The 24075-nt window shown below is 62.5% G+C and carries 18 protein-coding genes, 2 tRNA genes and 1 rRNA gene; 11 read left to right on the top strand and 10 right to left on the bottom strand.

Features of this window, described 5'->3' with window-relative positions; genetic code table 11:
• The first annotated feature begins 22 nt into the window (after window positions 1–22).
• Window positions 23–766 carry a hypothetical protein gene (locus tag BW921_RS07785; RefSeq protein WP_168168762.1) on the top strand — a complete coding sequence of 248 codons (744 nt, stop codon included), beginning with the start codon at window positions 23–25 and terminating at the stop codon, window positions 764–766.
• Here the strand turns inward: BW921_RS07785 and BW921_RS04880 are convergent.
• The gene (locus tag BW921_RS04880) at window positions 752–1900 is read right to left on the bottom strand and encodes an alanine--glyoxylate aminotransferase family protein (RefSeq protein ID WP_148688803.1); all 1149 of its coding nucleotides are present in this window, start codon (window positions 1898–1900) and stop codon (window positions 752–754) included. The genes BW921_RS07785 and BW921_RS04880 overlap by 15 nt on opposite strands.
• A gap of 791 nt (window positions 1901–2691) precedes the next feature.
• Window positions 2692–3852 (bottom strand): chorismate synthase, encoded by a 1161-nt coding sequence (aroC, locus tag BW921_RS04875; protein ID WP_148688802.1) that lies wholly within the window; start codon window positions 3850–3852, stop codon window positions 2692–2694.
• A 97-nt stretch (window positions 3853–3949) separates the two neighbouring features.
• On the opposite strand from aroC, the gene BW921_RS04870 reads away from it, so the two are divergent.
• Window positions 3950–4867, top strand: a complete 918-nt coding sequence (locus BW921_RS04870) for a V4R domain-containing protein (protein ID WP_148688801.1) — start codon at window positions 3950–3952, stop codon at window positions 4865–4867.
• On the opposite strand, the gene aroA is transcribed toward BW921_RS04870, so the two are convergent.
• Complete coding sequence (gene aroA / locus BW921_RS04865) at window positions 4859–6145, bottom strand: 3-phosphoshikimate 1-carboxyvinyltransferase (RefSeq protein WP_148688800.1); 1287 nt, start codon at window positions 6143–6145, stop codon at window positions 4859–4861. The genes BW921_RS04870 and aroA overlap by 9 nt on opposite strands.
• Window positions 6146–6221: 76 nt before the next feature.
• Here aroA and BW921_RS04860 point away from each other — a divergent pair, with 76 nt between their 5' ends.
• Window positions 6222–6620, top strand: a complete 399-nt coding sequence (locus BW921_RS04860; RefSeq protein WP_157666008.1) for a hydrogenase iron-sulfur subunit — start codon at window positions 6222–6224, stop codon at window positions 6618–6620.
• 102 nt (window positions 6621–6722) lie between these two features.
• On the opposite strand, the gene BW921_RS04855 is transcribed toward BW921_RS04860, so the two are convergent.
• From BW921_RS04855 to BW921_RS04825, 7 genes are all read right to left on the bottom strand, one after another.
• Window positions 6723–6812: transfer RNA gene (locus tag BW921_RS04855), tRNA-Leu, on the bottom strand.
• Between the two features lie 27 nt (window positions 6813–6839).
• The gene (locus BW921_RS04850; protein WP_148688799.1) at window positions 6840–7754 is read right to left on the bottom strand and encodes a hypothetical protein; all 915 of its coding nucleotides are present in this window, start codon (window positions 7752–7754) and stop codon (window positions 6840–6842) included.
• 283 nt (window positions 7755–8037) lie between these two features.
• Window positions 8038–11135 (bottom strand): 23S ribosomal RNA (locus BW921_RS04845).
• Between the two features lie 229 nt (window positions 11136–11364).
• Window positions 11365–11441 (bottom strand) — tRNA-Val (locus tag BW921_RS04840).
• A gap of 84 nt (window positions 11442–11525) precedes the next feature.
• The gene (mch, locus tag BW921_RS04835) at window positions 11526–12476 is read right to left on the bottom strand and encodes a methenyltetrahydromethanopterin cyclohydrolase (protein ID WP_088335780.1); all 951 of its coding nucleotides are present in this window, start codon (window positions 12474–12476) and stop codon (window positions 11526–11528) included.
• Window positions 12477–12479: 3 nt separating this feature from the next.
• Complete coding sequence (locus tag BW921_RS04830) at window positions 12480–13211, bottom strand: DUF2226 domain-containing protein (RefSeq protein ID WP_148688798.1); 732 nt, start codon at window positions 13209–13211, stop codon at window positions 12480–12482.
• Window positions 13212–13298: 87 nt separating this feature from the next.
• Complete coding sequence (locus BW921_RS04825) at window positions 13299–13823, bottom strand: transglutaminase family protein (protein WP_198324558.1); 525 nt, start codon at window positions 13821–13823, stop codon at window positions 13299–13301.
• A 292-nt stretch (window positions 13824–14115) separates the two neighbouring features.
• On the opposite strand from BW921_RS04825, the gene argH reads away from it, so the two are divergent.
• The 8 genes from argH to BW921_RS04785 all read left to right on the top strand — a co-directional run bounded on the left by argH (window position 14116) and on the right by BW921_RS04785 (window position 24062).
• Entirely contained in the window at window positions 14116–15642 is a 1527-nt protein-coding gene (argH, locus tag BW921_RS04820; RefSeq protein WP_168168761.1) for an argininosuccinate lyase, read from the top strand.
• Window positions 15623–17197 carry a phosphoadenosine phosphosulfate reductase family protein gene (locus tag BW921_RS04815; protein WP_148688795.1) on the top strand — a complete coding sequence of 525 codons (1575 nt, stop codon included), beginning with the start codon at window positions 15623–15625 and terminating at the stop codon, window positions 17195–17197. Before argH ends, BW921_RS04815 begins: the two co-directional genes overlap by 20 nt.
• A complete protein-coding gene (locus BW921_RS04810; RefSeq protein WP_148688794.1) occupies window positions 17194–18192 on the top strand; it encodes a TIGR03576 family pyridoxal phosphate-dependent enzyme in 999 nt (332 codons plus the stop codon). The genes BW921_RS04815 and BW921_RS04810 overlap by 4 nt, the downstream gene beginning before the upstream one ends.
• The gene (locus tag BW921_RS04805) at window positions 18189–18479 is read left to right on the top strand and encodes a hypothetical protein (protein WP_148688793.1); all 291 of its coding nucleotides are present in this window, start codon (window positions 18189–18191) and stop codon (window positions 18477–18479) included. Before BW921_RS04810 ends, BW921_RS04805 begins: the two co-directional genes overlap by 4 nt.
• A 66-nt stretch (window positions 18480–18545) precedes the next feature.
• Window positions 18546–19571 (top strand): transcription initiation factor IIB family protein, encoded by a 1026-nt coding sequence (locus tag BW921_RS04800; RefSeq protein ID WP_148688792.1) that lies wholly within the window; start codon window positions 18546–18548, stop codon window positions 19569–19571.
• A gap of 520 nt (window positions 19572–20091) precedes the next feature.
• Window positions 20092–21144 carry a type II glyceraldehyde-3-phosphate dehydrogenase gene (locus tag BW921_RS04795; protein WP_148688791.1) on the top strand — a complete coding sequence of 351 codons (1053 nt, stop codon included), beginning with the start codon at window positions 20092–20094 and terminating at the stop codon, window positions 21142–21144.
• A 118-nt stretch (window positions 21145–21262) separates the two neighbouring features.
• The gene (gene dnaG / locus BW921_RS04790; protein ID WP_148688790.1) at window positions 21263–22492 is read left to right on the top strand and encodes a DNA primase DnaG; all 1230 of its coding nucleotides are present in this window, start codon (window positions 21263–21265) and stop codon (window positions 22490–22492) included.
• 34 nt (window positions 22493–22526) lie between these two features.
• Window positions 22527–24062 (top strand): Lon protease family protein, encoded by a 1536-nt coding sequence (locus BW921_RS04785; RefSeq protein WP_236953721.1) that lies wholly within the window; start codon window positions 22527–22529, stop codon window positions 24060–24062.
• Window positions 24063–24075 lie beyond the last annotated feature (13 nt).

The raw sequence follows: 24075 nt of genomic DNA, 5'->3' as shown, positions 1-24075 counted from the left end.
GCTTCCCCCGGGGGTGCTGTGCGTGGGACTCCGGGCCGTCGCGTTCTCCGCGGATCTTTCCGAGGACGACGTACGCGTGTCCCGAGGACTGGTGCGGCGCGTTGAGCGCGATCTGGAGGAACTACAGCTGAGGTTCCGGGACGAGCTGATGTACGTGGTTCTGGGTCCGGTGTGTGGGGACGATCTCGCGGTCGTGTACGTCGTCGAGGAGGAAGCACTGGAGGACGTGAATGCCGCCGTTTTCGACCTCTTTAAGGGGTACGGTGGCAAGGACGTTATGGGGGTTTCGGAGTCCCCAGAGGGCGCAGGTGAGGGGCCGTCCTACGCCGAGGCGGCCTGTCCGGAGTCCGAGTACCAGGACGTGGTCGTGACGCTGTTCGATACGTACGCTGCGGAGAACCGAGTGGCCGAGGTTGCCGAAGTGTGTCGAAGAGCCGCGGAGGGTCTGTGCTACGACGTCGGCGGGGGACCCGTTCAAGAGCCTGTGGAGATTCCGGGCGTGGGCTACGTTGGACCGGAGACGGACGATCCCATCCTGATAGCCACAACCGAGCGGTTGGATCAGGTGGGACCGACAGCCGGAGCCATCTTAGGAGCCGGAAGAGGTGCGGGAGCGAGACCGGTACGTCGAGGCGCACCGGCCGAGGTACTCCCGGGGACGGTGATATTCTCTGTAACGATAGTGTTGAACGGGAATGTAATAGACGGTGTGAGGGCGCTGGAGGAGGACACCGGCACCGAGCGGTGGCCGTTACGATACTTCTGACAACACGTCGGCCATGGCCTCGGCGGCGGCACCTACGTCCACATCGACGCCGAGCTCGCGCATACCGAGGCCGATACAAGTCACCGCTGTGATCATGTCACGGATCCGGACTTCGCCCATGTGTCCGATCCTGAATATCTTACCCGCCAAGTGGTCCTGTCCGCCAGCGACGACCACGTCGTAGCGGTCCCGTAAGATACCCCTGAACTCTCTATCGTCCACGCCCTCGGGGTAAGTGACTCCAGTCACGGTCGGTGAGGATATCTCGTCGTCCTCGACGAACAGCTCGAGCCCGAGTGCCCGGATCCCCTCCCGGACGATCCTTTGCATGAGACGGTAGCGCTTCCAACGGACCTCGAGCCCCTCCTCTTTCAGCCTCTTCAGGGCCTCGTGCAGGGCGTAGAAGGCGTTCACGGCGGGCGTGTACGGAGTCTGCTTCGGATCCTTCTCGAAGTACTCGAGGTACTTGGGGATATCCAGGTAGTAGCTGCCCGCGTCCTTCTCCTCCATGACCTCCAGAGCCCTGTCGTTGACGGCCACGAGGGCAAGACCCGGTGGGCAACCCAGGACCTTTTGCGAACCGGTGATGCAGACGTCGACGCCCCAGTCGTCCATTCTGAACTCGACGCCGCCCAACGATGATATCGCGTCCACGACGAACAGCGCATCGTACTCGCGGCAGATCCTAGCGATCTCCTCGGCCGGGTTGAGCACTGTTGTCGAGGTCTCGTTGTGTACGAGGGTGACGACCTCTGCTTGCGAGTCCGCGAGGACTTCCTCCACGCGCTCGGGGTCCGCGGCTTCGCCCCACTCGAACTCCACCCGATGCACCTCGACGCCACGACGCTCGGCGATGTCCGCGAACCGCTCGCCGAACTTTCCGTTGACCACCGCGACGACTTCCTCACCGGGCTCGAGGAGGCTGTAGATCGCTGCCTCCATGGCCGCAGTGCCAGAACCTGTGATGATGGCAACGTTGCCATTCGTCTGGAACAGGTACCTGGACAGCTCCACGCACTCCGCGAGTATCTCTTCGAACTCCTCGCTACGGTGGTTCATGACCTGTTTCGCCGATCTGAGGAGGACGTCCTCGTGCACCATCACCGGACCCGGTAGCAGGACGAGCTTCTCCAAGATCTACACCCCGTTCACACAGCGACAGGTTTGTAGGCTCTTCCGGCGGACCAGACCCTGTTAAATCCTAACCGGAAACCAATTTCCGTGAGGTCGGAGTTGCCGACGGAGGAGAAGCTATGTCGGGGTGCGGAATCGGCCACGGAGACTATCCGATAAAACGGTCTGGCCGTGACTGGCTAGTCATGTTCATGATAGCGCTGATGGAAGTAGCCGGGGTCAGGGTGCAGTGACGTTTTTCGGGGGCAGAGCGCCTACTGGGGCGGGAGCTCAGTGACGACCTGAGGTCGACGCTGACCACGTTCGCGGACCTCACAGGATGCGAAGTGGACTAGGATTAGGATGTAGTGACCGTGAAGGACTGACCGGAGCACGCCGGTGGCCCGAAAGCTCCGCGGGCCATTTTGTCATTTCAGAGGCCTGATTGCTGGCGCCTATGAGCTCGAGACTGGTAGACAGGGTCCGACGCCGCGTCACATGTGACGACGTCTGCGAGTTCCGGATCGGGACGGAACCTTGAGGGCTGGCGGTTCCGTAGCCCGACAGGCCGGATGAGAGGGCACTCCGGGGGACGACCCGCGCGGCGTCGGAGCACGGGCCGGAGGAGGGCCTTCAAATTAGCGTAAGTACACGCTCAAGTTTCACCTCGCGGACGCCGCCCCGATCATGATCGCACTCAACGAGACCTTGGGTGCCTTCAGCAATGAGGTCGAGCGCGTGGGGAGACCGAGTATGCGGCCGTGACCGGTGAGCTATTCGGTCGGTGCGAGTTCCAGTTCGAGCTCAGGGGGCTATAGGTGTCGTTTCATCATCTTCCATCGATCTCCCACGGACGCAGCCGGGAGCTCAACACTGTCCGGGTTCACGTACCCTGCCCTGAGGACGGCGTCGGCCAGCACGATCGCCACGACAGACTCCACAACTGGTACAGCCCTCGGACATATGCAGGGGTCGTGTCGACCCTCCACCTCTATTTCTACTTCCTCCTCGGACTCCAGATCGACGGTGCGCTGGGAAACGGACACGGACGGAGTGGGTTTAACGTGCACCCGGACGACCAGTCTACCGCCGTGGGAGATCCCCCCGAGTACTCCTCCCGAGTTGTCGCCATCCACGACGGGATGTCCGTCCCACCGGATCGGGTCGTTGTGCTCGGATCCGTGCATCCTAGAGCATCGAACACCGGACCCTACCTCCACCGCCTTCACCGCGGGTACGTTCATCAGAGCCCCCGCCAGCTCCCCATCCAGCCGCCCGAAGACCGGGTCACCCAGGCCCGGCGGCACGTTCTCCGCGATCACCTCGATCGTCCCGCCGACGGAGTCCCCGTTCTCGCGCGCACTTTCGATCTCTCCGAGCATCTCCTCGGCGGCGTCCGGATCCGCGCATCTAATCGGGTTCGACTCGGCGTACTCCATGATCTCCTCCGCGGATAGGTCACCGGGATCCGCCTCGACGGAGCCTACCCTCACCACGTGACCCACGATCTCGATACCCAGAGGGTCATCCGAGGGCGCCTCACGGAGCAACTTCTTGGCCACAGCGCCACCCATCACGACGCCCACAGTCGTGCGGCCCGAAGCCCTCCCACCGCCCCGGTAGTCCACGTGCCCGTACTTCCACCGGTACGTGACGTCGGCGTGGCCCGGACGCGGCCGGGTTCGGATCGGCTCGTACTTCGAGTAATCCACGTCCTCGTTCCACACGATCATGCTGATCGGAGTCCCGAGAGTGCGCCCCTCGTGGACGCCCGACAGTATCTCCACCCTATCCCGCTCCGAGCGCGGTGTCGAGACCTCCGACTGTCCGGGGCGCCTCCGATCCAGCTCACGCTGCACGTCGTCCTCGGAGAGCGGTAGTCCCGCGGGACACCCGTCCACGACCGTGCCCAGTGCCGGGCCGTGGGACTCGCCCCAGGTCGTGACTCGAAACAGATGGCCGAACGTGTTCACGGGACTCCCCTACGTCGGCACCGCGTCTACCACTTAAAAATCGGGACGGGCGAAACCCAGGTAAAGGATTCCGGAATACAGTTTCCGGGGAGTCGAGGTGGACCTCACCGAGGAAACCTTGCTCCGAGGAGCTGAGGCGACAGCCGAAGCGTTCGCACCTTACGAGTTCCTCACCTACGACCGGCTCACCGCTCTCCTCGAGGTCGCCAGGGAGACCGGAGCCGCCGTCCTCTTCGAGGCGGGACGTCGTCTGGTCAGGATCCTAGGAGGAGACGATCTGGAGTCGGTTCTGTGCGCGTTCGCCGAGGTCTTCGGGGCGGAGGTCGAGGTGGAGAGGGACACCGTCACAGTTCGGGAGTGCCCGGAGTGCGCGGGACTCCGCGGGATCGACGGGCCGGTGTGTCACTTGACCAGGGGATTCATCACCGAAGCTTACCACCTCGAGATCGGTCGTCCGGTCACCGTGGCCGAGACCCGGTGTAGGGCTGCCGGTGACGGGGTCTGCACTTTCGTCGTTAGGCATGAGCCCAAACTCGTTGTCCCGGACCTCAGATGGCTGGACGAGGACGCGCTGGCGGAAATAGCCCGCGCAGCGACTAGGTACGAGCCCGAGGAGATCGCGGCGCTCAAGATCGCGACATGGTACCCAGTCCGGAAGTCTCTCGACTTCGAGGCACCCGCAATACTGTTCTGGGCTGGCAGGACGTACGCCCGTGCCCTCCTCCGCGTGTACCACGTACTGTCGATCCGAGAATTCCTAACGTGCGTCGAAGGGGTGTTAGGAACCAACTACGACCTGAACGAGGACGTGGTGGTCGCGGCCCCCTGTCCGGAGTGCGCCGGCTTCCCACGCGGCTACGAGCCCATGTGCGATGTCACCAGAGGATTCATCCACGAGACGCTCACAGCCTTCGGTCGAGAGCCGCACAAGGTGAGGGAGACCAAGTGCGCGGTTCGCGCCGGCGAGCTGGTGAACGCGTGCGCCTTCGAGATCCGACACTCGAACCTACACTGAGCGAACCGGCACCCCGATCGACGCCAGATCCTCCCAGAACCTCGGGTAGGAGATGGACACCGCGTCCGCGCGCTCGACGACCGTTTTACCACGTGCGAAAGCACCCACCACCGCCAGTGCCATCGCCATCCGATGATCACCCCTGGAATCGACCCGTGCTCCGACCGGCTCTCCACCCACGATCTCCAGCCAGTCCTCCCCCTCCCTGACCTCCACCCCGAACTTAGGTAGCTCCGCTGCGAGCGCCCGAAGTCTATCCACTTCTTTGTACCGCAGATGACCCACGTTCTCGATCCTCGTGACTCCATCCGCAAAGCACGCCATAGCCGCCACAGTCGGGACTAGGTCGGGCGAGTTGGAGAGATCCACCTCGACCCCTTCCAGTCGACCTGTCGAACGCACGACGATCCCGCCATCGATCCTACGGACCTCGGCCCCCATCTCGCGCGCGATCTCCACGATCCTGCAATCCGGGTGCGAAGAGCCGAGGTCCACCCCCTCGATTCTCACCTCGCCACCTATCGCGCCGAGCGCGACGAAGTACCCCGCGGAACTCCAATCGTTCTCGACCCGCAGCTCCCCGGGTGAGCGAGGCCGCCCTTCCACCTCGAACGAGGGACCTTCCCGTACCACCGAGACCCCGAACCGTTCCAGCGTCTCGACGGTCATGTCCACGTATGGGCGGGAGCGCAGGCCCCCCACCACGTCCACGCGGAGCGTACCGAGCCCGGCGCCCAGGAAGAGGAGCGCGCTCACGAACTGGGAGCTGACGTCCCCGTACACCGCGACGCGTTCCCGAAGCGGGTGCCCCGAGATCACCACCGGAGGATACTCCTCACCCCGCCAGACCCTCCCACGTGCGTCCACACCCAGGGAGCGGAGCGCCGCCAGGAGGTCCCCGACGGGACGGGACCTGAGGGAATCGTCCCCTGTCAGGACCACTATTCCACCGACGAGCCCCGCCAGCCCACACCCAAACCTTAACGTAGTCCCCGAGTTCCCGCAGTCTACGACGTCCTCGGGCACACGCGGAGAATCCCCGAACCCGGAAACCGTCACCTCGAGCCGCTCCCCACCGTCGACGTCTATTTCAGCCCCCAATTTTCGACAAAGTCGAAGCGTCGCGCGCACGTCTTCCGCATTCAACACGTTCCGGAGCTCGGTACTCCCTTCACATAACGCGGCGGCGGTCAATACCCGGTGTGACCCGCTCTTCGATGGAGGTGGACAGACGGTTCCCAGAACTTCCGGGACACCCTCCATCTCTACTCTTCTCACGTGGATCTCCCCGATCGACCCCTCGGGATGGTAACCGATTTAAAACGGGCGGAGCGGTGACAATCGGGTGATGACAATGTCCGAGGAGCCGGTCGTCGTAGCCTTCTGCTGCTACGAGTGAGGTTACGGTGCCGCCGACCTAGCGGGTACTGGAAGGTCACAGTACCCCAGCAGTGTCAGGATCGTGAGGGTGCCGTGCACTGGTCGAGTCGGCATCGAGCACATCCTGACAGCGCTCGCTAAGGGCGCGTGGACGGTCTTCGTAGCCGGATGAAAGAAGGAAGAGTGCAGCTACGAGGACGGGAACCTGAAGTGCGAGCGTCGAGTGCAAGCGGCCAAGAAGCTACTAGAGGAGCTCGGCATCGAGCCGGAGCGCGTCGAGATGTACTTCATGAGCTCAGCTGAGGCCGACAAGTTCGTCGCCGCCGTTAAGGAGATGCACGAGCGGGCGAAGGAACTAGGACCACTCGCCTGAACGTGCCGGCGGGATGACGCCCGGGGGGAACCCCGCAAGGAGGGGACCCCCGGGTCCGAGCCGCCGTCGGGAGAACGTTATCACCCCCGTAACGTTCCAGGGTGGTGCGGGGGCCGGGATTTGAACCCGGGACGGCCCTACGGCCACGGGATCCTCATTCCCGCCCCTTTGACCAGGCTCGGGCGCCCCCGCAAGCTCCCAATGACCGGCGACCCTGGCTTAATTAAAAACCCTTCGGGCCTTGCCATCCGAACCCGTCAGCTTCTCGATCGCCTCATGAACGTGTCTGTCCCACTCAGGATCTAGCTCTTCGGGAGCGATCGACACCGAGAACCCGTCGACCTCAAGCACGATGGAAGGATCCATCGACCGGACCTCCTCCAGGTAACCCCTAACGTCGGTAACCACTCGCAGATACGGCGCCAATACCTTTTCGATCACCTCAGCCGCTAGCTCCAGGTCTCCGGACTTAACCTCCGAAATCCTCCTCTCGATATCCCGCCGTACGTCCTCTACCGTGAAGACGTCACAGGAGACCACCTCGATTTCCTCGGGTTTCCGATACGCCACCACGTAGCCCAGCAGGATCATCTCGAAGCAATACCCTGCAAACTCCAACGCCAACGGGGAGACACGAAGCATCCTATCCTCGTCGACGTCCAGTCTCTCCGCGACCAGATGGAGTGAATCCACGAGGACGTCCTCACCGACGTCCTCCACCAGTGCCACCAGCACGTCCAGCGCGAGCACGTCCAACCAGGGCGTCACGTCGACAGCTCTCAGGGCTTCGATCGACCTCCTCATGACTTCCAGACCGGCTACGTCTCCTCGCTCTACCACGCTGACTACCAGCGAGCCCCAAAGTCGGCGGCCGAGCTCACCCGATACAGTCTCCGAGAGGACCTCTTCCAGGAGTTCACCGAGTCTGAACTCATCTAACAGTCGGATACCGGGTACGTCCCCGGAAAGGAACGTACTGGAGCTGGGCGATGCCGTGTAGCAGCGACGGAGGGCCGGAAGCCGCTCAGAAGCTATCCCACGGGCCCGATCACCAAGGATTCGCCACACGGCCTCGAACAACTTCCGGTAGAACGAATCGGTCGGGACTACGGGGACATCTAGCCAAAGGGCCATGGGCGATTCCCCGAATGTCCGATTGTATTGCAAGTTGATATGTGTTAGCATTTTCAACACATCTATATGGAAAATAAGAAAACATTAGTTTCGAAAACGAACAGTTAATTTTAAACCTGAAAAAATAATGTTATGAAATTCGTAACGATTCACCTAGGCGGCCGTATGGTCGGCACCGAAGCGGTCCGAGGCGATCAACCGACAGGACCACTCCGACCAGGACGCCGGATTCCCGAGAATCCACCTGGACCTAGCCGACCCCCCGGACGGGTTTGGCTCGGCCCCGCCGGGTCCATCGGCCGATTGGGAGCGGTGGGCTTAGGCCCTCGGGGCCGAACGGCCCCTCGGGCCTTACACCCCCGCCCCATCAACCGGGTCTTTTACCCGAGGCCTCAACGGCCGCCTATTTTCGGGGACCGCTTCGGGCCTGGATGCTTTCAGCCCTTATCGGATACGGCGTAGCTACCCGGCTTGCCCTGTCGGACAGCCGGTCCACCAGAGGCCGCGGACCGCCGTTCCTCTCGTACTAGGCGGTCCTTCCCCTCAGGCGGCCAACACCCCCGGCAGATAGCGACCGACCTGTCTCACGACGGTCTAAACCCAGCTCACGTTCCCCTTTAATGGGCGAACAACCCCACCCTTGGCGGCTGCTGCACCGCCAGGATGGGGAGAGCCGACATCGAGGTAGCAAGCCGCGGGGTCGATGTGGGCTCTTGCCCGCGACCACCCTGTTATCCCCGGGGTAGCTTTTCTGTCATCCCGGGCCGCCACCGGGGCGGCACCGGGGTTCGCTAGGCCACGGTTTCCCGCCTGGGTCCCTTATTGTGCGGGACCCAGTCAGGCCGGCTTTTGCCCTTGCACTCTACGGCGGATTTCTGACCCGCCTGAGCCGACCTTTGGGCGCCCCCGATGCCTTCTCGGGGGCGTGCCGCCCCAGCCAAACCGCCCACCAACCGCTGTCCCCGGGCCTTCTCGGCCCGGGTTAGGGGCACAGCCGCGGGAGGGTGGTGTTCCATGGGTGCCTCGGGAACGGCCTGGCGGCCGCCCCTGAGTAACGGCTCCCACCTACGCTATACACCCGCGGCCGTGCCCCAACGGCAGGCTGCGGTAAAGCTCCACGGGGTCTTCGCTTCCCGCCGGGGGTCCCCCGCCTCTGCACGGGGATGGCGGGTTCACCGGGTCCCGGCCGGGGACAGTGGGGGGCTCGTTACGCCATTCATGCAAGCCGGTACTTAACCGGCAAGGCATTTCGCTACCTTAAGAGGGTTATAGTTACCCCCGCCGTTTACCGGCGCTTCACCCGGTTGTACCCGGGCTTCACGTACCGGCACTGGGCAGGCGTCGGCCCCGGTACCAGCCCTTTCGGGCTAGCCGGGACCTATGTTTTTATTAAACAGTCGGCCCCCCCTAGTCACTGCGACCCGCGGCCCCTCCCCCGAGGTTCGACCCTCGGGGTCAGGGCCGCGGGCACCCCTTCTCCCGAAGTTACGGGGCCAATTTGCCGATTTCCCTCGGCCGGGTTACCCCGCCGCGCCTTAGGCTTCTCACCCAGGGGCACCTGTGTCGGTTCTCGGTACGGTCGCGGGGGATCCTTCCCGGCGGCCTTTTCACGGGCCCCGGGGATCGGCCGGACCGCCCACAACGGGCGGCCCTTCCCGGCTTCGGCCGGTTCTCCCCATTACGGGACTCCCCGGCCTTCACCGGTTGGACGGGGCGACAGCCCCGCCCGGCCTACCCCGAGGCGTCGGCCGCCGGGCTTCCCGTTGCCGGGCGTACCCCCGCGGTACGGGAATATTAACCCGTTTCCCTTTCGGCCGGTCGGTGTTACCGCCGGCCTTAGGGCCGACTTACCCTCGGCTGACGAACATTGCCGAGGAACCCTGGCCCCTCCGGCGGCGGGGATTCTCACCCCGCTTTGCTGCTACTACCGGCGGGATTCTCGTCCCCGACGGCTCCACCGGACCTCACGGCCCGGCTTCTGGGCCGCCGGGGCGCCCCCCTACCGGCCCGCGGGCCATCGGCCCGCGGCCCCGGGGTCTCGGCGGCCGGCTTCAGCCCCGTCCATTTTCGGGGCCCCCGACCTCGACGGGTGAGCTGTTACGCACTCTTTAAAGGATGGCTGCTTCTAAGCCTACCTCCCCGCTGTCTTCGGCCGGGGACACCCTTTCTATTTAACACTTAGCCGGCACTTTGGGGCCTTAACCCCGGTCTGGGTTATTCCCCTCTCGGACCGGCGGCTTACCCGCCGGCCCCAACTCCGGCCTTCTACGGCGGTGGCGGGTTCGGAGTTTGACTCCCCGGCGGGGCCTCTCGGCCCCTAACCGGGGAATCAGTGCTCTACCCCGCCACCTACCTCCGGCCGGGCCGACCTGCGGGCCGTTTCGGGGGGAACCAGCTGTCTCCGGCCTCGATTGGCCTTTCACCCCTAGCCCGGGGTCACGGGAGCGTTTTGCACTACAGCACCCCTAGCGGGCCTCCACGGCCCTTTAGGGCCGCTTCACCCTGCCCCGGGCTAGATCGGCCGGTTTCGGGTCCCGCGGCCGCGGCTGCGGGCCCTATTAGGACCCCGCCCCTGGCCCGGCCGCTAGGCCGGGCTGCGGGCGTGTCGGTTTCCCTACGCCTTCGGGGTTTGAACCCCTTAGACTCGCCGCGGCCGCGGACTCCCCGCCTCGTGTTTCAAAACGAACGCCGGGACCCCGGTCGGCCCCCCTCGTACTCCCCCGTCACCGGGGTTTCCTTCGGGGGGCTTCATCCCTTGCGGGCCCCGGCAGACTATCGCCGTCGGGTTTCAGGCTCTTTTCACTCCCCTTCCGGGGTTCTTTTCACCTTTCCCTCACGGTACTTGTTCGCTATCGGACTCGGGACGTATTTAGGGTTGGGGGCCGATGTCCCCCAGATTCCCGCCGGATATCCAACCGACGGTACTCAGGCCCGGGCCAGCGGCCGTCCCCCGGCGGCCTACGGGGCTGTCACCCTCTCCGGCGGCCCGTTCCAGGGCACTTCGGCCGTTCCGGGGGAGACGGCCGCATAGGCGGCCCGGGCCTGCAACCCCACATCCACCCGCCCTTTCGGGCGGGTGTTCAGTTTGCCCTCTGCCGTTTTCGGTCGCCCCTACTCACGGCATCGCATGTTGCTTTCTTTTCCTCCGCCTACTAAGATGTTTCAGTTCGGCGGGTTCCCCCTCCGGGGGTACTCCCCCGGCCACGAGGGCCGGGGTTTCCCCCCGGAGTGCCGGGACCTTTCGGCCCCGGCGGGAGGTCCCATTCGGCGATCCCGGGTTCCACGGCTGCATGCGCCTCGCCCGGGCTTATCGCAGCTTGCCACGGCCTTCCTCGGCGCCCGAGCCGAGGCATCCACCCGACGGCTTAGCCGACCCGGCGGGGCCGGATAGCCCCCGCCCGGGGGGGTCGGCATTAGGGGGGCTTGTGTCGACCCCGGGGCCCCTGGGGTATGTTCCCCCAGGGGTTGCCCGGGGTCCCATCCTCCGCGACCATCCCCTTGTGCTGGTGGGTCATATATTAAATTTTCTCACCCTGAAGGATGGACTAGCGGCGAGATCCGTCCCCACGACATTCTCTGAAAACGTTATGAAGTACGTAACAATTAGCGGTGGTGGGCCCGCCGGGATTTGAACCCGGGACCACCGGCTCGTAAGGCCGGCGTTCTGCCGGGCTGAACTGCGGGCCCTCCTCCCCACACCGCCCTTGACAGTGCTCGACTATAACGTTTACGTAATGGACTACGTAACGTTAGGGATGGTGGTGTGGGGAATCAGATGTCGAACGATTCTTTCAGCACGTCCACGTTGATCTCACCTGCCGTGTACGTCTTGCCGGTTGACAGGTCGTTGACGACCACCCGCGCGGGTGCGAACACTCCGGGATCGATCTTGTAGAAGTCGTAGTCAGCCTCCTCGAAGATCTTCATGAATGGGTTCCCGTAGTCCTCGCTGGCTTTGGAGGGGAGTTCCTCGACTATCTCCGGCAACTCGTCGTCGCCCTCGACGTACAAGTACACGGTTCCACCGTAGAGGATGCAGTCGTTAGTACGCCCCATAGCCTCACCGTCGTCGGCGGCGATGGGTGCTATGGGCGCCGTTCCGGTCGCGTACTTCACGCGGGTCACGTCGTATTCGAGGACCTCGAGGAGCTTGTAAAGCCCCGTCTCGACCACACGGGCGGACACCTGGACGGAACCCACGATCGACGCGGTCGGAGCCACGAGGAGGTAGAGGTTCTCTGGGTCGACTCCGCACTCGTCCGCCACGTGCTCGGCGACGTCCTCATCCGGCAGCTCGGAGGACTCCAGGCACAGGATGGCGACGTCGGCGTCGTCCGAGTAGTCGATCTCCTCGTAGGTCTCCTTCGGCTTGAGCGCCAGGGCTCGGGCGGGTCCGGAGCCCATGGCGAAGTAGTCGCCTACCTGGACCTGCCACCCTGCCTTCTGGGCGGCGAGCGTGGACACCGCCGGGTGGTCCGTGGTCACCTGCACGGCGGGCAGGCACAGACCGTCGTGCTCGAACTCCGTCAGTTCGACGGTGGCCAGGCCGCCCATGCACACCTCGGAGAAGAGGATACCGGCATCGAATCCTCCGGCGGTCTTGACACCGCAGTCGATCACGGTGGTTCCGTTCTCGAGCTCCTGGACCTCGACGTTCAGGAGCTCGGCGCGCTCGATCATCCGCTCCACCAGGGGCAGGGCGTTCTCGTTCACGCTCACCAAGGTCTACCCTCCCCGAATGCGTTTCATGATATCGCGGATGCGGAGGGTGACCGTCTCCTTCTCCTTAAGTGATGGGGTGATCTCGACGCCGTCGATCGAGAACTCGGACAGGGCGTGTTCGAGGTCGCGTCGGATCTCTTCGAGCATCCTCTCATCGACACCTTCGGACACCTTCACGCGCAGGTACACGCGGGCGTCCTGGGCTCCGAGGGCCCGGAGCATGCGCTTGAACTCCTCGAAGGGATCTTCCTCCTCGAAGTAGTCCTCGAGCACGGCCTCCACGGACTCGTATATCGCGTCGAGATCGATGCCCAACTTCTCCAGGAGCTCATCCCGCTCGGGCTCCTCAACCTCGGGTGCGACTTCCTCAACTTCGGTCGGTGTGAAGGGTTCTTCGAGTAGACACTCGTCGTTCACGCGTTTGATGAGCTCCAGGAGCTCCGGTTCGAGATCGTACACGTCGAGGAGCGCGAAGCCGACGGAGTTCACCACGTCACGGATGGTCCGAACGGCTTCTTCGGCCGAGAGCTCCTCGGCGTGGATGCGCGAGAGGTAGGCTCCGATTACGGCGCCCCCTTCGACAATGAAGAAGCAATCGTAAATGTCATCGTGATCGCGGGTGGTAATGCGAACTAGCCCGGAGCTCAGGGATGATACTATCTCTTCGATCTCCTTCCACGACTCGACCTCGATGTCAGATTCCGTCGGGGAGATCCGGGGTGTGACGAACGTCAACTACATCGCCCACGCCGACCCACTCTCGCGGGCCTGGTGATGGCCACCCGGATTATATCGTCGTTTCGGTTCACGGAGATAGATAGCTTAGAAGGGGAGGTTCGGGTACGTGGCCTTCAGCCGGATGCACCGCGAGTTGGGGTTGGTGGGGTCCATGCGGACCCACTTCACGTCCTGGGACTTACCGTCGACGATGTTCTCGGGTAGTCCTACCTCAACGCAGACGTGGTCGCACGTGCCCCAGCACGGGAACCGGGTGACCTCGTGACGGTACCTGATAGCGATGCCGGACGCCCTGCATAGGGCGACCATGACATGGGCGTGGTCGCAGCAGTTACCGCGACCGAGCTGCAATGTCTTCCAGGCGCCGTACCTCGTGTTGTAGTAGTACTGGTACTTGATGCCGTGCGGGTCGACGTCATCGTAGGGTGACACCCAGTACTCGATCTTCTTGGCGGCCTCGTAGACGAGCTCGTCCAGCGGTGTACCGGCAGTATACTGCTCCCACCAGGACTTCGGGTCGCCGAGGATTTCTCTGGCGATGCGCTTCCAGTCCTCGATGTGTTCCGGGTTGAGGTTCGGGTCCCAGTTGTTGACGTACGTGACCTCCACGTTCGGAAGGTATACGCCGACCCAGGGATACGTATCGGGCACGTCCGCACTGAGCTGGGGTGGGGCGTTGAGCGGGAGGCCTGTGAAGCCCAGTGCGAGGATCAGCGTGAGGAGGAGTGCCAGCGGGAATATCAGTATCGTTTCCCCCCCGCTTACGGCTACGCGGCGCAGCCCGACCGGTTACCTTTTAACTGTAAGGGAACGACGTGCACGCCAGCCGCGACGTATGTGCCCATCTCCACCGGGATGACCGGAGTTACCCCCACTGACCCCAGTGGTGGGTGTGACGAGATTGGCACTGGGGAGACCGTTCTACCGGGGCGGTCGCGTCTCCGGCGGCCGCGACCCTGACTTCGCTGAACTGTCATCGTCGCTGGAGCAGGACCGGGAGATCTTCCATTGCGACGTGTGGAACTCGGTGGTCCACGCGGTGTCGCTGTGGGAAGCCGGGAGGATAGATCGTTCGACCGCTGCGGAAATCGTTGAGGGTCTCGTAACGGTTCTCGAGGAGGGTCCCGACCGGCTGCCCCAGGACGCAGAGGACGTCCACGAGGCCGTAGAGTCGAAGCTACACGAGGTGGTCGGCGAGGAAGCCGGATGGCTGCAGCTCGGCAGGAGCAGGAACGATCAGGTGGCGACGAGCGTACGGATGCGGCTGAGGGAGCGCGCGCTGGACCTGTCGCGCGAGCTAGTCGGGCTCGGAAGGGCGCTGCTGGACTTAGCCCGAGAGCACGCTGAGGTGCCTATCGCTGGGTACACCCACCTGAAGCGGGCGCAGCCGTGCACGATCGGGTTCTGGATGTCTACCTACGCGGCGTCGGTCGCGCGTTCCGCCCGGGGATTGCTCAGGGTCCCGGGGATGGACGAGTGCCCGCTGGGGTGCTCCGCGTTCTCGGGATCGACGGTCCCGGTGGACAGGTACCGGGAGGCCGCGCTGCTGGGCTTCCGGAGACCGGCGCAGCACTGCGGTGAGGCCACAGCGTTGAGGGGACCGATCTTGGAGTTCCTCGGGAGACTGGCCACCACAGCTTCGGAGCTGACCAGGTTGGCCGGGGACCTGGTACAGATGTGCTCCGACGAGCTCGGGGTAGTGGAACCCCCGGACGAGTTGTCGTCGACGAGCTCGGTGATGCCGCACAAGAAGAACCCGGACGCGCTGGAGCTCGTCCGGGCCGAGCTGACCGTCGTCGCGGGACTGAAGGGTCTCGGGGACGCCGTCCACGGTAAGCTTCCGATGTTCTACAACAGGGACCTCCAGGTGTTGAACGGCCTACTGTGGGACTCCGTGAACCGGTTCGAGCTGTGCGTGCGGGTGCTCCGTAAGGTAGTCGAGGGACTGGAAGTGGACGAGGAGGCGGCCCGGGGTACCGTTCTGGGATCGCATGCGGCAGCCGTCGACCTGGCGGAGCTCGTGGCGGAGCGGGCGGATATGACGTTTCGAGAGGCACACAAGGTCGTGGGTAGGGTCTCGACGCGGCTGGACCGCGAGGGAGTTCCAATGAGCCCCGAGTGGGCGGATCGGGTGGTCGAGGAGCTTGAACGGGAAGGGGTGGAGCTGCGGGCCGAGGACGTTCGTGACGTTCTGAACCTGAAGAGGACGCTCCGGCGCCCCGTGGAAGGATCCACCGATCCCGAGCGGCTGGGTGTGATTTTGGACAGACTGCGGGCGGAACTCGCGGCTGTGGAGCGTCTGGAAGGCACGTGGCGCGGGAAGCTCGAGCGGGCCCTGAACGCGACCGAGGCGGCGGTTAACCGGCTAGGTGTGGGGGGGTTCGCGGAAGCTTACCGGGGGTACTGGGATGGAGAAGCTTCCGGATAGGGCCCCGGCGTACGTGTGCCGAGAATGCGAGCTCGTCACACTGCTACGCCGGTGTCCGGAGTGTGATAGAAGTACGGACCCGCTGCGCGTGACCCCTCCTGCGGAGCTCCGACCGGTAGGTCCCGGTTACTTGGAGCTGATCCGCGAGGTGTTGGAGGATGAGGGGTTACCGGCAAATCTCGTGCGTGATGACGAGCTACTCCTCGCGAATCGTGCTCCGGATCTCGATTACCTGGACGAGATCGTCGCCGCCGAGCCGGTACTGGCGCTGCGGTACGATTTGTGGGAGGACAGATGGACGATCGTGCTCAAGCCGGAGGGGGCGAGACGTCTCCACGAGTTGGGTGGAAAATCGATCGAGGTGGACCGTGGGGCCGCGAAGGCGGTAAGGGAGGGGAAGAACCTGTTCGCGCCGGGCGTGACGTCCGCGGACGATGTCGAGCCGGGAGAGTGGGTGGTGATCGAACACGGGGACCGTCCGGTAGCCTTCGGTCGGGCCGAGATGTCGGGGAGCGAAATGGTCCGCCGGAGCCGCGGGCTAGCCGTGAACGTGAGGGGTACCGTAGAGGGGTATTCGACGTACTTCCGTGGTAGGGACTTTGAGGACGTGGCGAAGGCGCACGAGGAGTACGTTTCTGAGCGGTTGGAAGAGGCAGTGGAGTTCGTCCGGGAGAACGTGAGCCCGTCCCGGACCTTCGCCTCGTTCTCGGGCGGCAAGGACAGTCTGGTCACCTTACTCGTGGCAGCGGAGGCGGGGGTGGAGCGCGCGCTCTTCGTGGACACGGGCATGGAGTTACCGGAGACCGTGGAGGTAGCGGAGCGGGCCGCCGAGGCAGTGGGTATCGACGTGGAGGTGGTCGAAGGAGATCCGGAGATGTTCCACCGGGTGACGGAGGAGCTGTTACCCCCTTCCCGGGACAACAGGTGGTGCACGCTGGCCGCGAAGCTCGCACCCGTCACGAGGTACGTTCGTTCCGAGTTCGACCGAAGGTGTTACACGCTGGTAGGTATCCGGAAGTACGAGTCCGAGGCCCGATCCGAGCGGGGTAGGGTGTGGGATAGCGACGCGGTGCCAGGACAGGTGAACGTGGCCCCTATCTTCGATTGGTCGTCCTTGGACATCTGGCTGTGCTTGTACTCTCGTAACTTGCCGTACAACCCGCTTTACGACGAGGGTTTCGATAGGATAGGGTGTTACATGTGCCCGGCGAGCAAAGTCGGGGACTTCAGGCTCTCGGAGCGCGTACACCCAGAACTTTGGGAGGAGTGGGTGGAGACGCTCGGACGATACCGTGAGAGGCACGGGCTGCCGCGCGATTGGCTCAGGTACCACGTTTGGAGGTGGTTACGTCCCGAAGGCGAGATCCGAAAGGTCGCTAGTGAGGAGTCGCTACGGTGGGGAGAGCGCGTTCTCGGGCGGTGGCGGGAGGTACTCCCGGATGAGGCGGCTCGGGGTTTCCGTCGGGGGTGTCCAGGTTGTGGGTACTGCGGTGTGGTGGGGTCGGATCGGTGTGAGATATTGGAAGCCAGCTTGCGGCGGGTGTTCGGACGATGAGGGTTAGGGATCGGGCGTTGGAGATAATCAGGGAGAGGATCTCGCGGGGCGACCCACTCTACGACTTCACCGGGTTAGCGTCGCGACCGAAGGTTGACGCGGCCTCGGACGAGTTCCGTACCTACTTGTCGGAAGCGCTGATCCTACCGGAGATCCGGGAGCTCTGTCGGGAGCACTTCGATGCCCCGGAGTACGAAGTTATGGTAGTCCCTAGGACGACGGCGGCCGTCATCGCGACGATCCTGGCACTCGAGCCGAGAAGTGTATTGCACGTACTACCCGAGGGCGGTGAAGCCCACCCGTGTGTGGAGGAAGGCTGTAGGTTGGCGGGAGCTGAGTACGAAGAGGTCGAAGAGTCGGAGAAATCCGACCTCAACGGGTTCGATCTCGTGGTCGTGACGGGTTGCGATGTACGTTGGAACGTTGTAAGCGAAGATACTCTGAGGGAAGTCGCCTCCGCGGAGGCCGTGACGTTGCTGGACGACGCCTCGGGCGACCGAGTACGTCGATTGCACGGCCAGAAGCCGGGTCCGAGGTACGGGTTCGACCTGGTGGTGACGAGTTGTGACAAGCTGATGGACGGGCCACGTGCCGGCATATTGATCGGACGGGACGACCTCGTGGAGGACGTACGGCGGGTCTGCGAAGGATACGGTTGGACGGTCGACGGACCGACGCTCGCGGCCGTGAAGAGGGCCTTGGAAGAGTTCGAGTTTAGCTCACTAGAAGCACGGTTAAAGGAGCTTGAACGCGTGTACGAGCGGCTCAAGGATGAGCTCGACGTGGAACGGACGGGTGCTGGTCTGGTGTTCCACGGAGTGGAGCGGGAAGTGGAGATCGGGCTCAGGTTACTGCGACGGTACGGGATTATGACCATAACCGCCCTGGGTTACGAGCGCGTGGATAGAACCTTGCGCTTCAATCTTCTGACGGAGGACGCGGAGCGTTTCGGTTACGATCGGTTCGTTGAGGTCGTGAAGGGGGAGCTGTCATGACCGGAACAATGATCGAGGAGTACTTGGCGGCGCCGATCGTGGAGGCCGTGATATTGGGGTTAGCTTGCTACGTGGTGATACGCAAGGGCCTGCCCGCGCTCAAGTCCGGAGAAGGTGAGATCGACGAACGATGGGTTAAGGCGACTGCACACTCCGTCGGTGCAATCGTCGCGGTGACTGTGATAGTGAAGCTGTTGGGATTGGATACGCCGCTGACGTACCGGCTGGCCTTGGTCTGCTCGTTGGCCGTGCTAGCGGTTGGGCTGTGCCCGCGCACTAGGGAGTAATCTACTTAAAATCTTTCCCGAAAAGCCAACCGGGCCGTTTCCCGGCGTAAGGGGGGTGAGGCTGCCATGGTCTACACCGAGTCGGAGCACCGGGTGTGCCCGAAGTGTGGAAGTGCGAACCTGGAGCGTGACGAGAAGCATGGGGAGCTGGTCTGTCGGGACTGTGGTACCGTCGTCGACTATCTGATCGACTACGGGCCCGAGTGGAGGGCCTTCAACGCGGATCAGCGCGCGCAGCGTGAGCGTACGGGTGCACCCATCTCAGAACGTCATCCGCATAGGTTAGGGGACACGATCATCGACGACCGCGACACTCATGGTCGTCGTCTCGTTGACTGGCGGTTCAGGCGTCTGAAGAGGTGGGATAGGTGGATTTCGAACGATCCGGTCAGCAGGAACATCCGATCCGCTGTGGAACTCATTGAGAGGGTATGCTCACAGGCTAACATCCCACGGTCAATCGTGGATGAAGCGATCCGGATATATCGGAAGGCCGTGGAGAAGGATCTAGTCCGAGGTAGGTCGATCGAGAACACGGCCGCGGCCGCACTGTTCATGGCGTGTAAGAAGCGTAAGCACCCCCGTACTATTAAGGAGATTGCGAAACTGTTCGGGATCACACCCAAAGACATCAACCGAACGCACCGGGTCCTACTCCGGCACCTGAACGAGCGTATGCCCGCTCCGGATCCAAAGCAGTACCTATCCCGATTCGCGACCGAGCTAGGTGTCTCTGAGGATGTCGAAATGCTGGCCCGTGAGATCCTGGAGAAGGCCGAGAAGAAAGGCCTGACCGTGAGCCGTAATCCGGCCGGACTGGCGGGCGCGGCTCTGTACTTAGCCGGACTCCTCAAGGCTAAGGAGTATATAGAAGAGTACCGTGAGAAGATGAAGGAAGCCGAGTCGGAGGAAGAGAAGAAGAAACTCGAACGCGAGCTCAACGAGAAGCTCCGAACGTGCCGCCGGACACAGCCCGAGGTTGCGAAGATTTCTGGAGTTACCGAAGTCACGATCAGGAACCGGTACAAGGAGCTGGCCGAGGAGTTGGACCTGGAAGTTCCGGATCCAACTAAAATCGATGTGCCGGCATGAGACTCTGGAGGGAAAAGAAACCACGGAGTTTCCGAAACTCGTGATCAGACCATGAGATTACGATCTACGACAGCGCGTTCCCCCTCAGTTATCAATCCATACACGCTAGGGGAAGCAACCGGAGTAACCTTCAAGGTAACCCACATTCACGTTCTCCCCCGGGAATCCCCCGCCGTCCCCGCCCCGGGGCCCCCGCCGACCCGGGTGGAGCGGGGAGGATACCCTAGGCCGTGAAGCCCGGGGTCGAGACCCGGGGTACACCCGCGTCGCACGGTCCCTCCGGGACACGGTCGTGAGGACCGGGGATGACCGGACGGTCAACCCCGACGCGGGACAGGCGGGGATATCCTCCCGCGCGAGGGTCCTCCCAGGAGAAGGGATGAGCCAGTCCGGTGACCGGTGACCTGGGAGTGTTAATCGCGGGAGGTACATTCCCACCGCCTTATTATCCGCCACTCGGGGTCCGAACGGCGCTAATTTAAGCCCCCAGTTACGGGCAGCGCGTGGGGGGAGGCGGGTCTTGGCCGACGTTAGCGTGTTGATCAACGGGTACGGAACTATCGGCAAAAGAGTCGCCGATGCTGTCGACGCTCAGCATGACATGGAGGTGCTCGGGGTAGTCAAAACGTCGCCGGATTACCTGGCCCGGTTGGCCGTCGAGGAGTACGGTTACCCGCTGTTCGTGCCGGAAGACCGAGTTGAGAAGTTCGAGGATGCAGGAATCGAGATTGAGGGTACAGTGGAAGACGTGGTGCTGAACGCAGATGACTACGGGCTTGATGTCGTCGTGGACTGCACCCCCGAAGGCATCGGAGCCCGGAACAAGGAGACGCTGTATGAGAAAGCCGGGGTTAAGGCGATCTTCCAAGGTGGCGAGGAGGCGGAAGTCGCCGAGGTGTCGTTCGTCGCTCAGTGTAACTACGAAGAGGCCGTAGGTGCCGACTACGTTCGGTGCGTGTCGTGCAACACCACGGCCCTATGCCGCACGCTAGGGACTCTGAGGGAGGAGTTCGAGCTCGGACGCGTCTACGTGACGATCGTACGCCGGGCGGCCGATCCGCACCAGGTGAAGAAGGGGCCGATCAACGCCATCGTGCCGAACCCGGTAACTGTGCCGTCCCACCACGGGCCGGACGTCAGGACCGTAATGCCGGACATCGACATTACGACAGCGGCCGTGAAGGTGCCGACGACACTCATGCACATGCACGTTGTCAGGGTGGAGCTGGAGGAAGAAGTCACGTCGGACGACGTCATCGACGCGTTCAAGGAGGCGAGAAGGATCTGGGTGGTACCACACGGGGAGGGGCTCGGTTCCACGGCCGAGTTGATCGAGTTGGGACGTGACCTCGGTAGGAAGCGGTACGACCTGTATGAGATACTAGTTTGGGAAGAGTCCATCAACGTGGAGGACGGCGTGCTCTACTACATGCAGGCCGTGCACCAGGAGGCCGACGTCGTACCCGAGAACGTGGACGCTATCCGCGCGATGACCGAGTTAGAAGAAGACCCGGAGGCTTCCATGGACGCCACGGACGATGCACTCGGTATACTCACCTCCTCGCCACTATAACGCCCCTTCCGCTCCGGCTTGAAGCAACCTTATTATTACTCGAACGACGGGGGGGTGCTAGGAAACCGAGTTAGCGCTTATCCTTCACTCCTCACGATCGCGCGAGGGAGGGATAGCATTGTCGGAAGGGCGCACCGATTACGGTAACGGGGCCGTCAAATACGTCATCCGGGCCAAACTACGTGCTAACGGTTACGTGGAACGTCCGGACGTCGTGGGTGCTATCTTCGGCCAGACTGAGGGACTATTAGGCGACGACCTCGACCTGCGTCGGTTATTAAAAACGGGCCGTATAGGTCGTATTGACGTCAAGCTGCGGAACGAGAATGGAAAAACCGTAGGTGAAATCATAGTCCCGTCGAGCCTGGATCGTGTGGAGACCGCCCTGGTAGCCGCTGCGTTGGAGCAAGTCGATAGGATCGGCCCGTGTCGGGCCGAAGTGGAGGTGGTGTCAATAGACGATATCCGGAAAGAGAAGCGGAATCGGATGATCCGCAGAGCTCGCGAGATTCTGCGTGAAATGGTGAGCGAAGTGACTCCGGACAGCAGTGAGCTCGTGCAGAAGGTGAAAGAGGCCGTAGAGGACGTCGAAGTCGAGGAGTACAAAGGACTACCGGCCGGACCGAACGTGGAAGATTCGGACGCGATCATAGTGGTGGAAGGGAGGGCGGACGTAGCGAACCTGCTCCGGTGCGGGATTAAAAACGTGATCGCGGTGGAGGGCACTAACGTACCGGAGGCAATCGTAGAACTTTCCAAGGAGAAGACCGTGACGGCGTTCGTCGACGGGGACCGCGGCGGCGAGCTGATCCTAAAGGAATTACTCCAAGTAGCCGACGTAGACTACGTCGCGAAGGCACCGAAGGGCAAGGAAGTGGAGGAGCTGACCAGGAAGGAGATCAAACGGGCGCTCGAGAGGAAGGTCCCGGTAGAGGAGTACCTCAAGGAGGTCAGTGAGCGCCACAAGGACAAGGAGAGGGAGAAGGGCAAGAAGAAGCCAAAACCCAAGAAGAGACCCAAGAGACGAGGTCGACTACGTAAGAAGGAGCGACCGAAACGTGACCCCCAAGAGCGCCGATTGCTTGACAGGTTGAAGCATCTCAAAGGCACGTTCCGCGCGGAGCTCCTCGATGAGGGTCTAGAGCCGGTTAAAGAGGTGGAACTCGATGAGTTGGTTGAGAAACTGAAATCCGAAGACGGCGTACGGGCTGTAGTTCTTGACGGTGTGATTACGCGTCGACTCGTCGAAGCAGCCCGAGAGAAGGGTGTGAAGTACGTAGTGGGCGTGAAAGAAGGAGATCTCGATCCTGAGATCAAGAAAGGTGTTAAGATCATCACGATGTCTTAGCACTAGTCTAATCCCGAGTCTGAGGTGGTTTCATATGCCGCACAATGTGCTTTCCTCGGGCTTGCTAGATAAATTGCTTCGGAAAAAAGACTCTGGCAAAGATGAGAAGAGCTCCGAGAATGAGCGTGATGAGAAAGACCTTATCAACCCCGTGAAGGAGGACTTCACCCTGGATGATATCGAGACGACGGCCGACATAAAGATTCCCGACAACCCGCTGGACATGGTGATAGGCCAAGACCACGCCGTGGAGTACGCTAAGCTCGCCGCGAAGCAGCGTAGGCACCTTCTTCTCGTCGGTCCTCCGGGCGTTGGTAAGAGCATGATAGCTCAGGGAATTGCCGAGCTGCTGCCCAAACCCCGTGAGCAGATCGAGGTGTACCACAACCCAGCTAACCCGGAACGTCCCATCGTGAAGGTCCGTACGCGAGACGAGGTCGAGAAGGAAGACTCGGACACACTACTGTCGCCCGAGGATGTCCCTGAGCCGGTCGCCGAACAGCTCGGATTCCGATGCCCGAGCTGTGGGGAATACAGCGATCCGGACTGTGACTGTCGATACTGTCCTCGGTGTGGATCACAGAAGTACTCCGCTCGTACCTATCGGGCCACCCAATACGACCGGGCTACGAGCCGCCAAGTGGCGGTGATCTACGAACGCGTGGGTGACAGAATCCGGGTCGTCAAGCCCGACTCCGAGGAGGAGAAAAAAGTACTGGTGCCTCTCGATAGGAAACCGTTCGTCCAAGCTACTGGTGCTAGTGAAACGGAGCTATTGGGAGACGTAAAACACTGTCCCTGGGGAGGCGATGAGCAGCTTGGTGAGCCTCCGTATAAGCGAGTAATCCCGGGGGCTGTACACGAAGCCCATGAAGGCGTCCTGTTCATCGACGAACTAGCACAGTTGGGTCCCCTCCAGCAACACCTGCTCACGGCGATGCAGGAAAAGGAGTACCCGATCACCGGTAAAAACCCACAGTCATCAGGCGCGGCGGTACGCGTGGAAGGCGTCCCATGCGATTTCATTCTCGTAGGGGCGTGCAACATCCAGGACCTTCCAATGATATTATCACCGCTACGATCGCGTATCCAAGGTGAAGGATACGAAGTCCTGATGAAAACCACGATGCCGGATACCGAAGAGAACCGGGCCAAGTTGGCACAGTTCGTCGCCCAAGAAGTGGAGCGGGATGGACGGATCCCGCACGCCACCAGAGAGGCCGTCGAAGAGATCGTGAAGGAGGCGCAACGACGCGCCAGAGTGATAGATGGTGAGAGAGACGCCCTAACTCTACGGCTCCGTGACTTGTCCGGGGTCGTGAGGTTGGCGGGAGATCTCGCGGTGATGAAGGGAGCGAAGTACATTGAACCTAAGCACGTTCGGGCCGCCATTAAGAAGGCGAAGCCCGTCGAGGATCAGATTATAGAGGAGTACGGCTCACTAGAGGAAGGCCTGAGACGAGATGTAGCTACATGCTCGCTCTCCTCACCGGCCGCGCAACAGCGTGTTATTCAGGGTGATACAACAGATTCATACTACCACCAAGAGGATAAACGAGGGTACATTTAACGGGGTGCACCCC

Source organism: Methanopyrus sp. SNP6 (assembly GCF_002201895.1).
Classification (GTDB): Archaea; JAADCQ01; Methanopyri; order Methanopyrales; family Methanopyraceae; genus Methanopyrus.
This window is presented reverse-complemented; position numbering and strand designations above follow the sequence as displayed.

What these genes read in the sequence shown, in the direction of transcription:
- BW921_RS04850 (WP_148688799.1), bottom strand. Translation starts at nt 7,754, where the DNA reads ATGGCCCTTTGGCTAGATGTCCCCGTAGTCCCGACCGATTCGTTCTAC.
- BW921_RS04815 (WP_148688795.1), top strand. Translation starts at nt 15,623, where the DNA reads ATGGAGAAGCTTCCGGATAGGGCCCCGGCGTACGTGTGCCGAGAATGC.
- BW921_RS04810 (WP_148688794.1), top strand. Translation starts at nt 17,194, where the DNA reads ATGAGGGTTAGGGATCGGGCGTTGGAGATAATCAGGGAGAGGATCTCG.
- BW921_RS04805 (WP_148688793.1), top strand. Translation starts at nt 18,189, where the DNA reads ATGACCGGAACAATGATCGAGGAGTACTTGGCGGCGCCGATCGTGGAG.
- BW921_RS04800 (WP_148688792.1), top strand. Translation starts at nt 18,546, where the DNA reads ATGGTCTACACCGAGTCGGAGCACCGGGTGTGCCCGAAGTGTGGAAGT.
- BW921_RS04785 (WP_236953721.1), top strand. Translation starts at nt 22,527, where the DNA reads ATGCCGCACAATGTGCTTTCCTCGGGCTTGCTAGATAAATTGCTTCGG.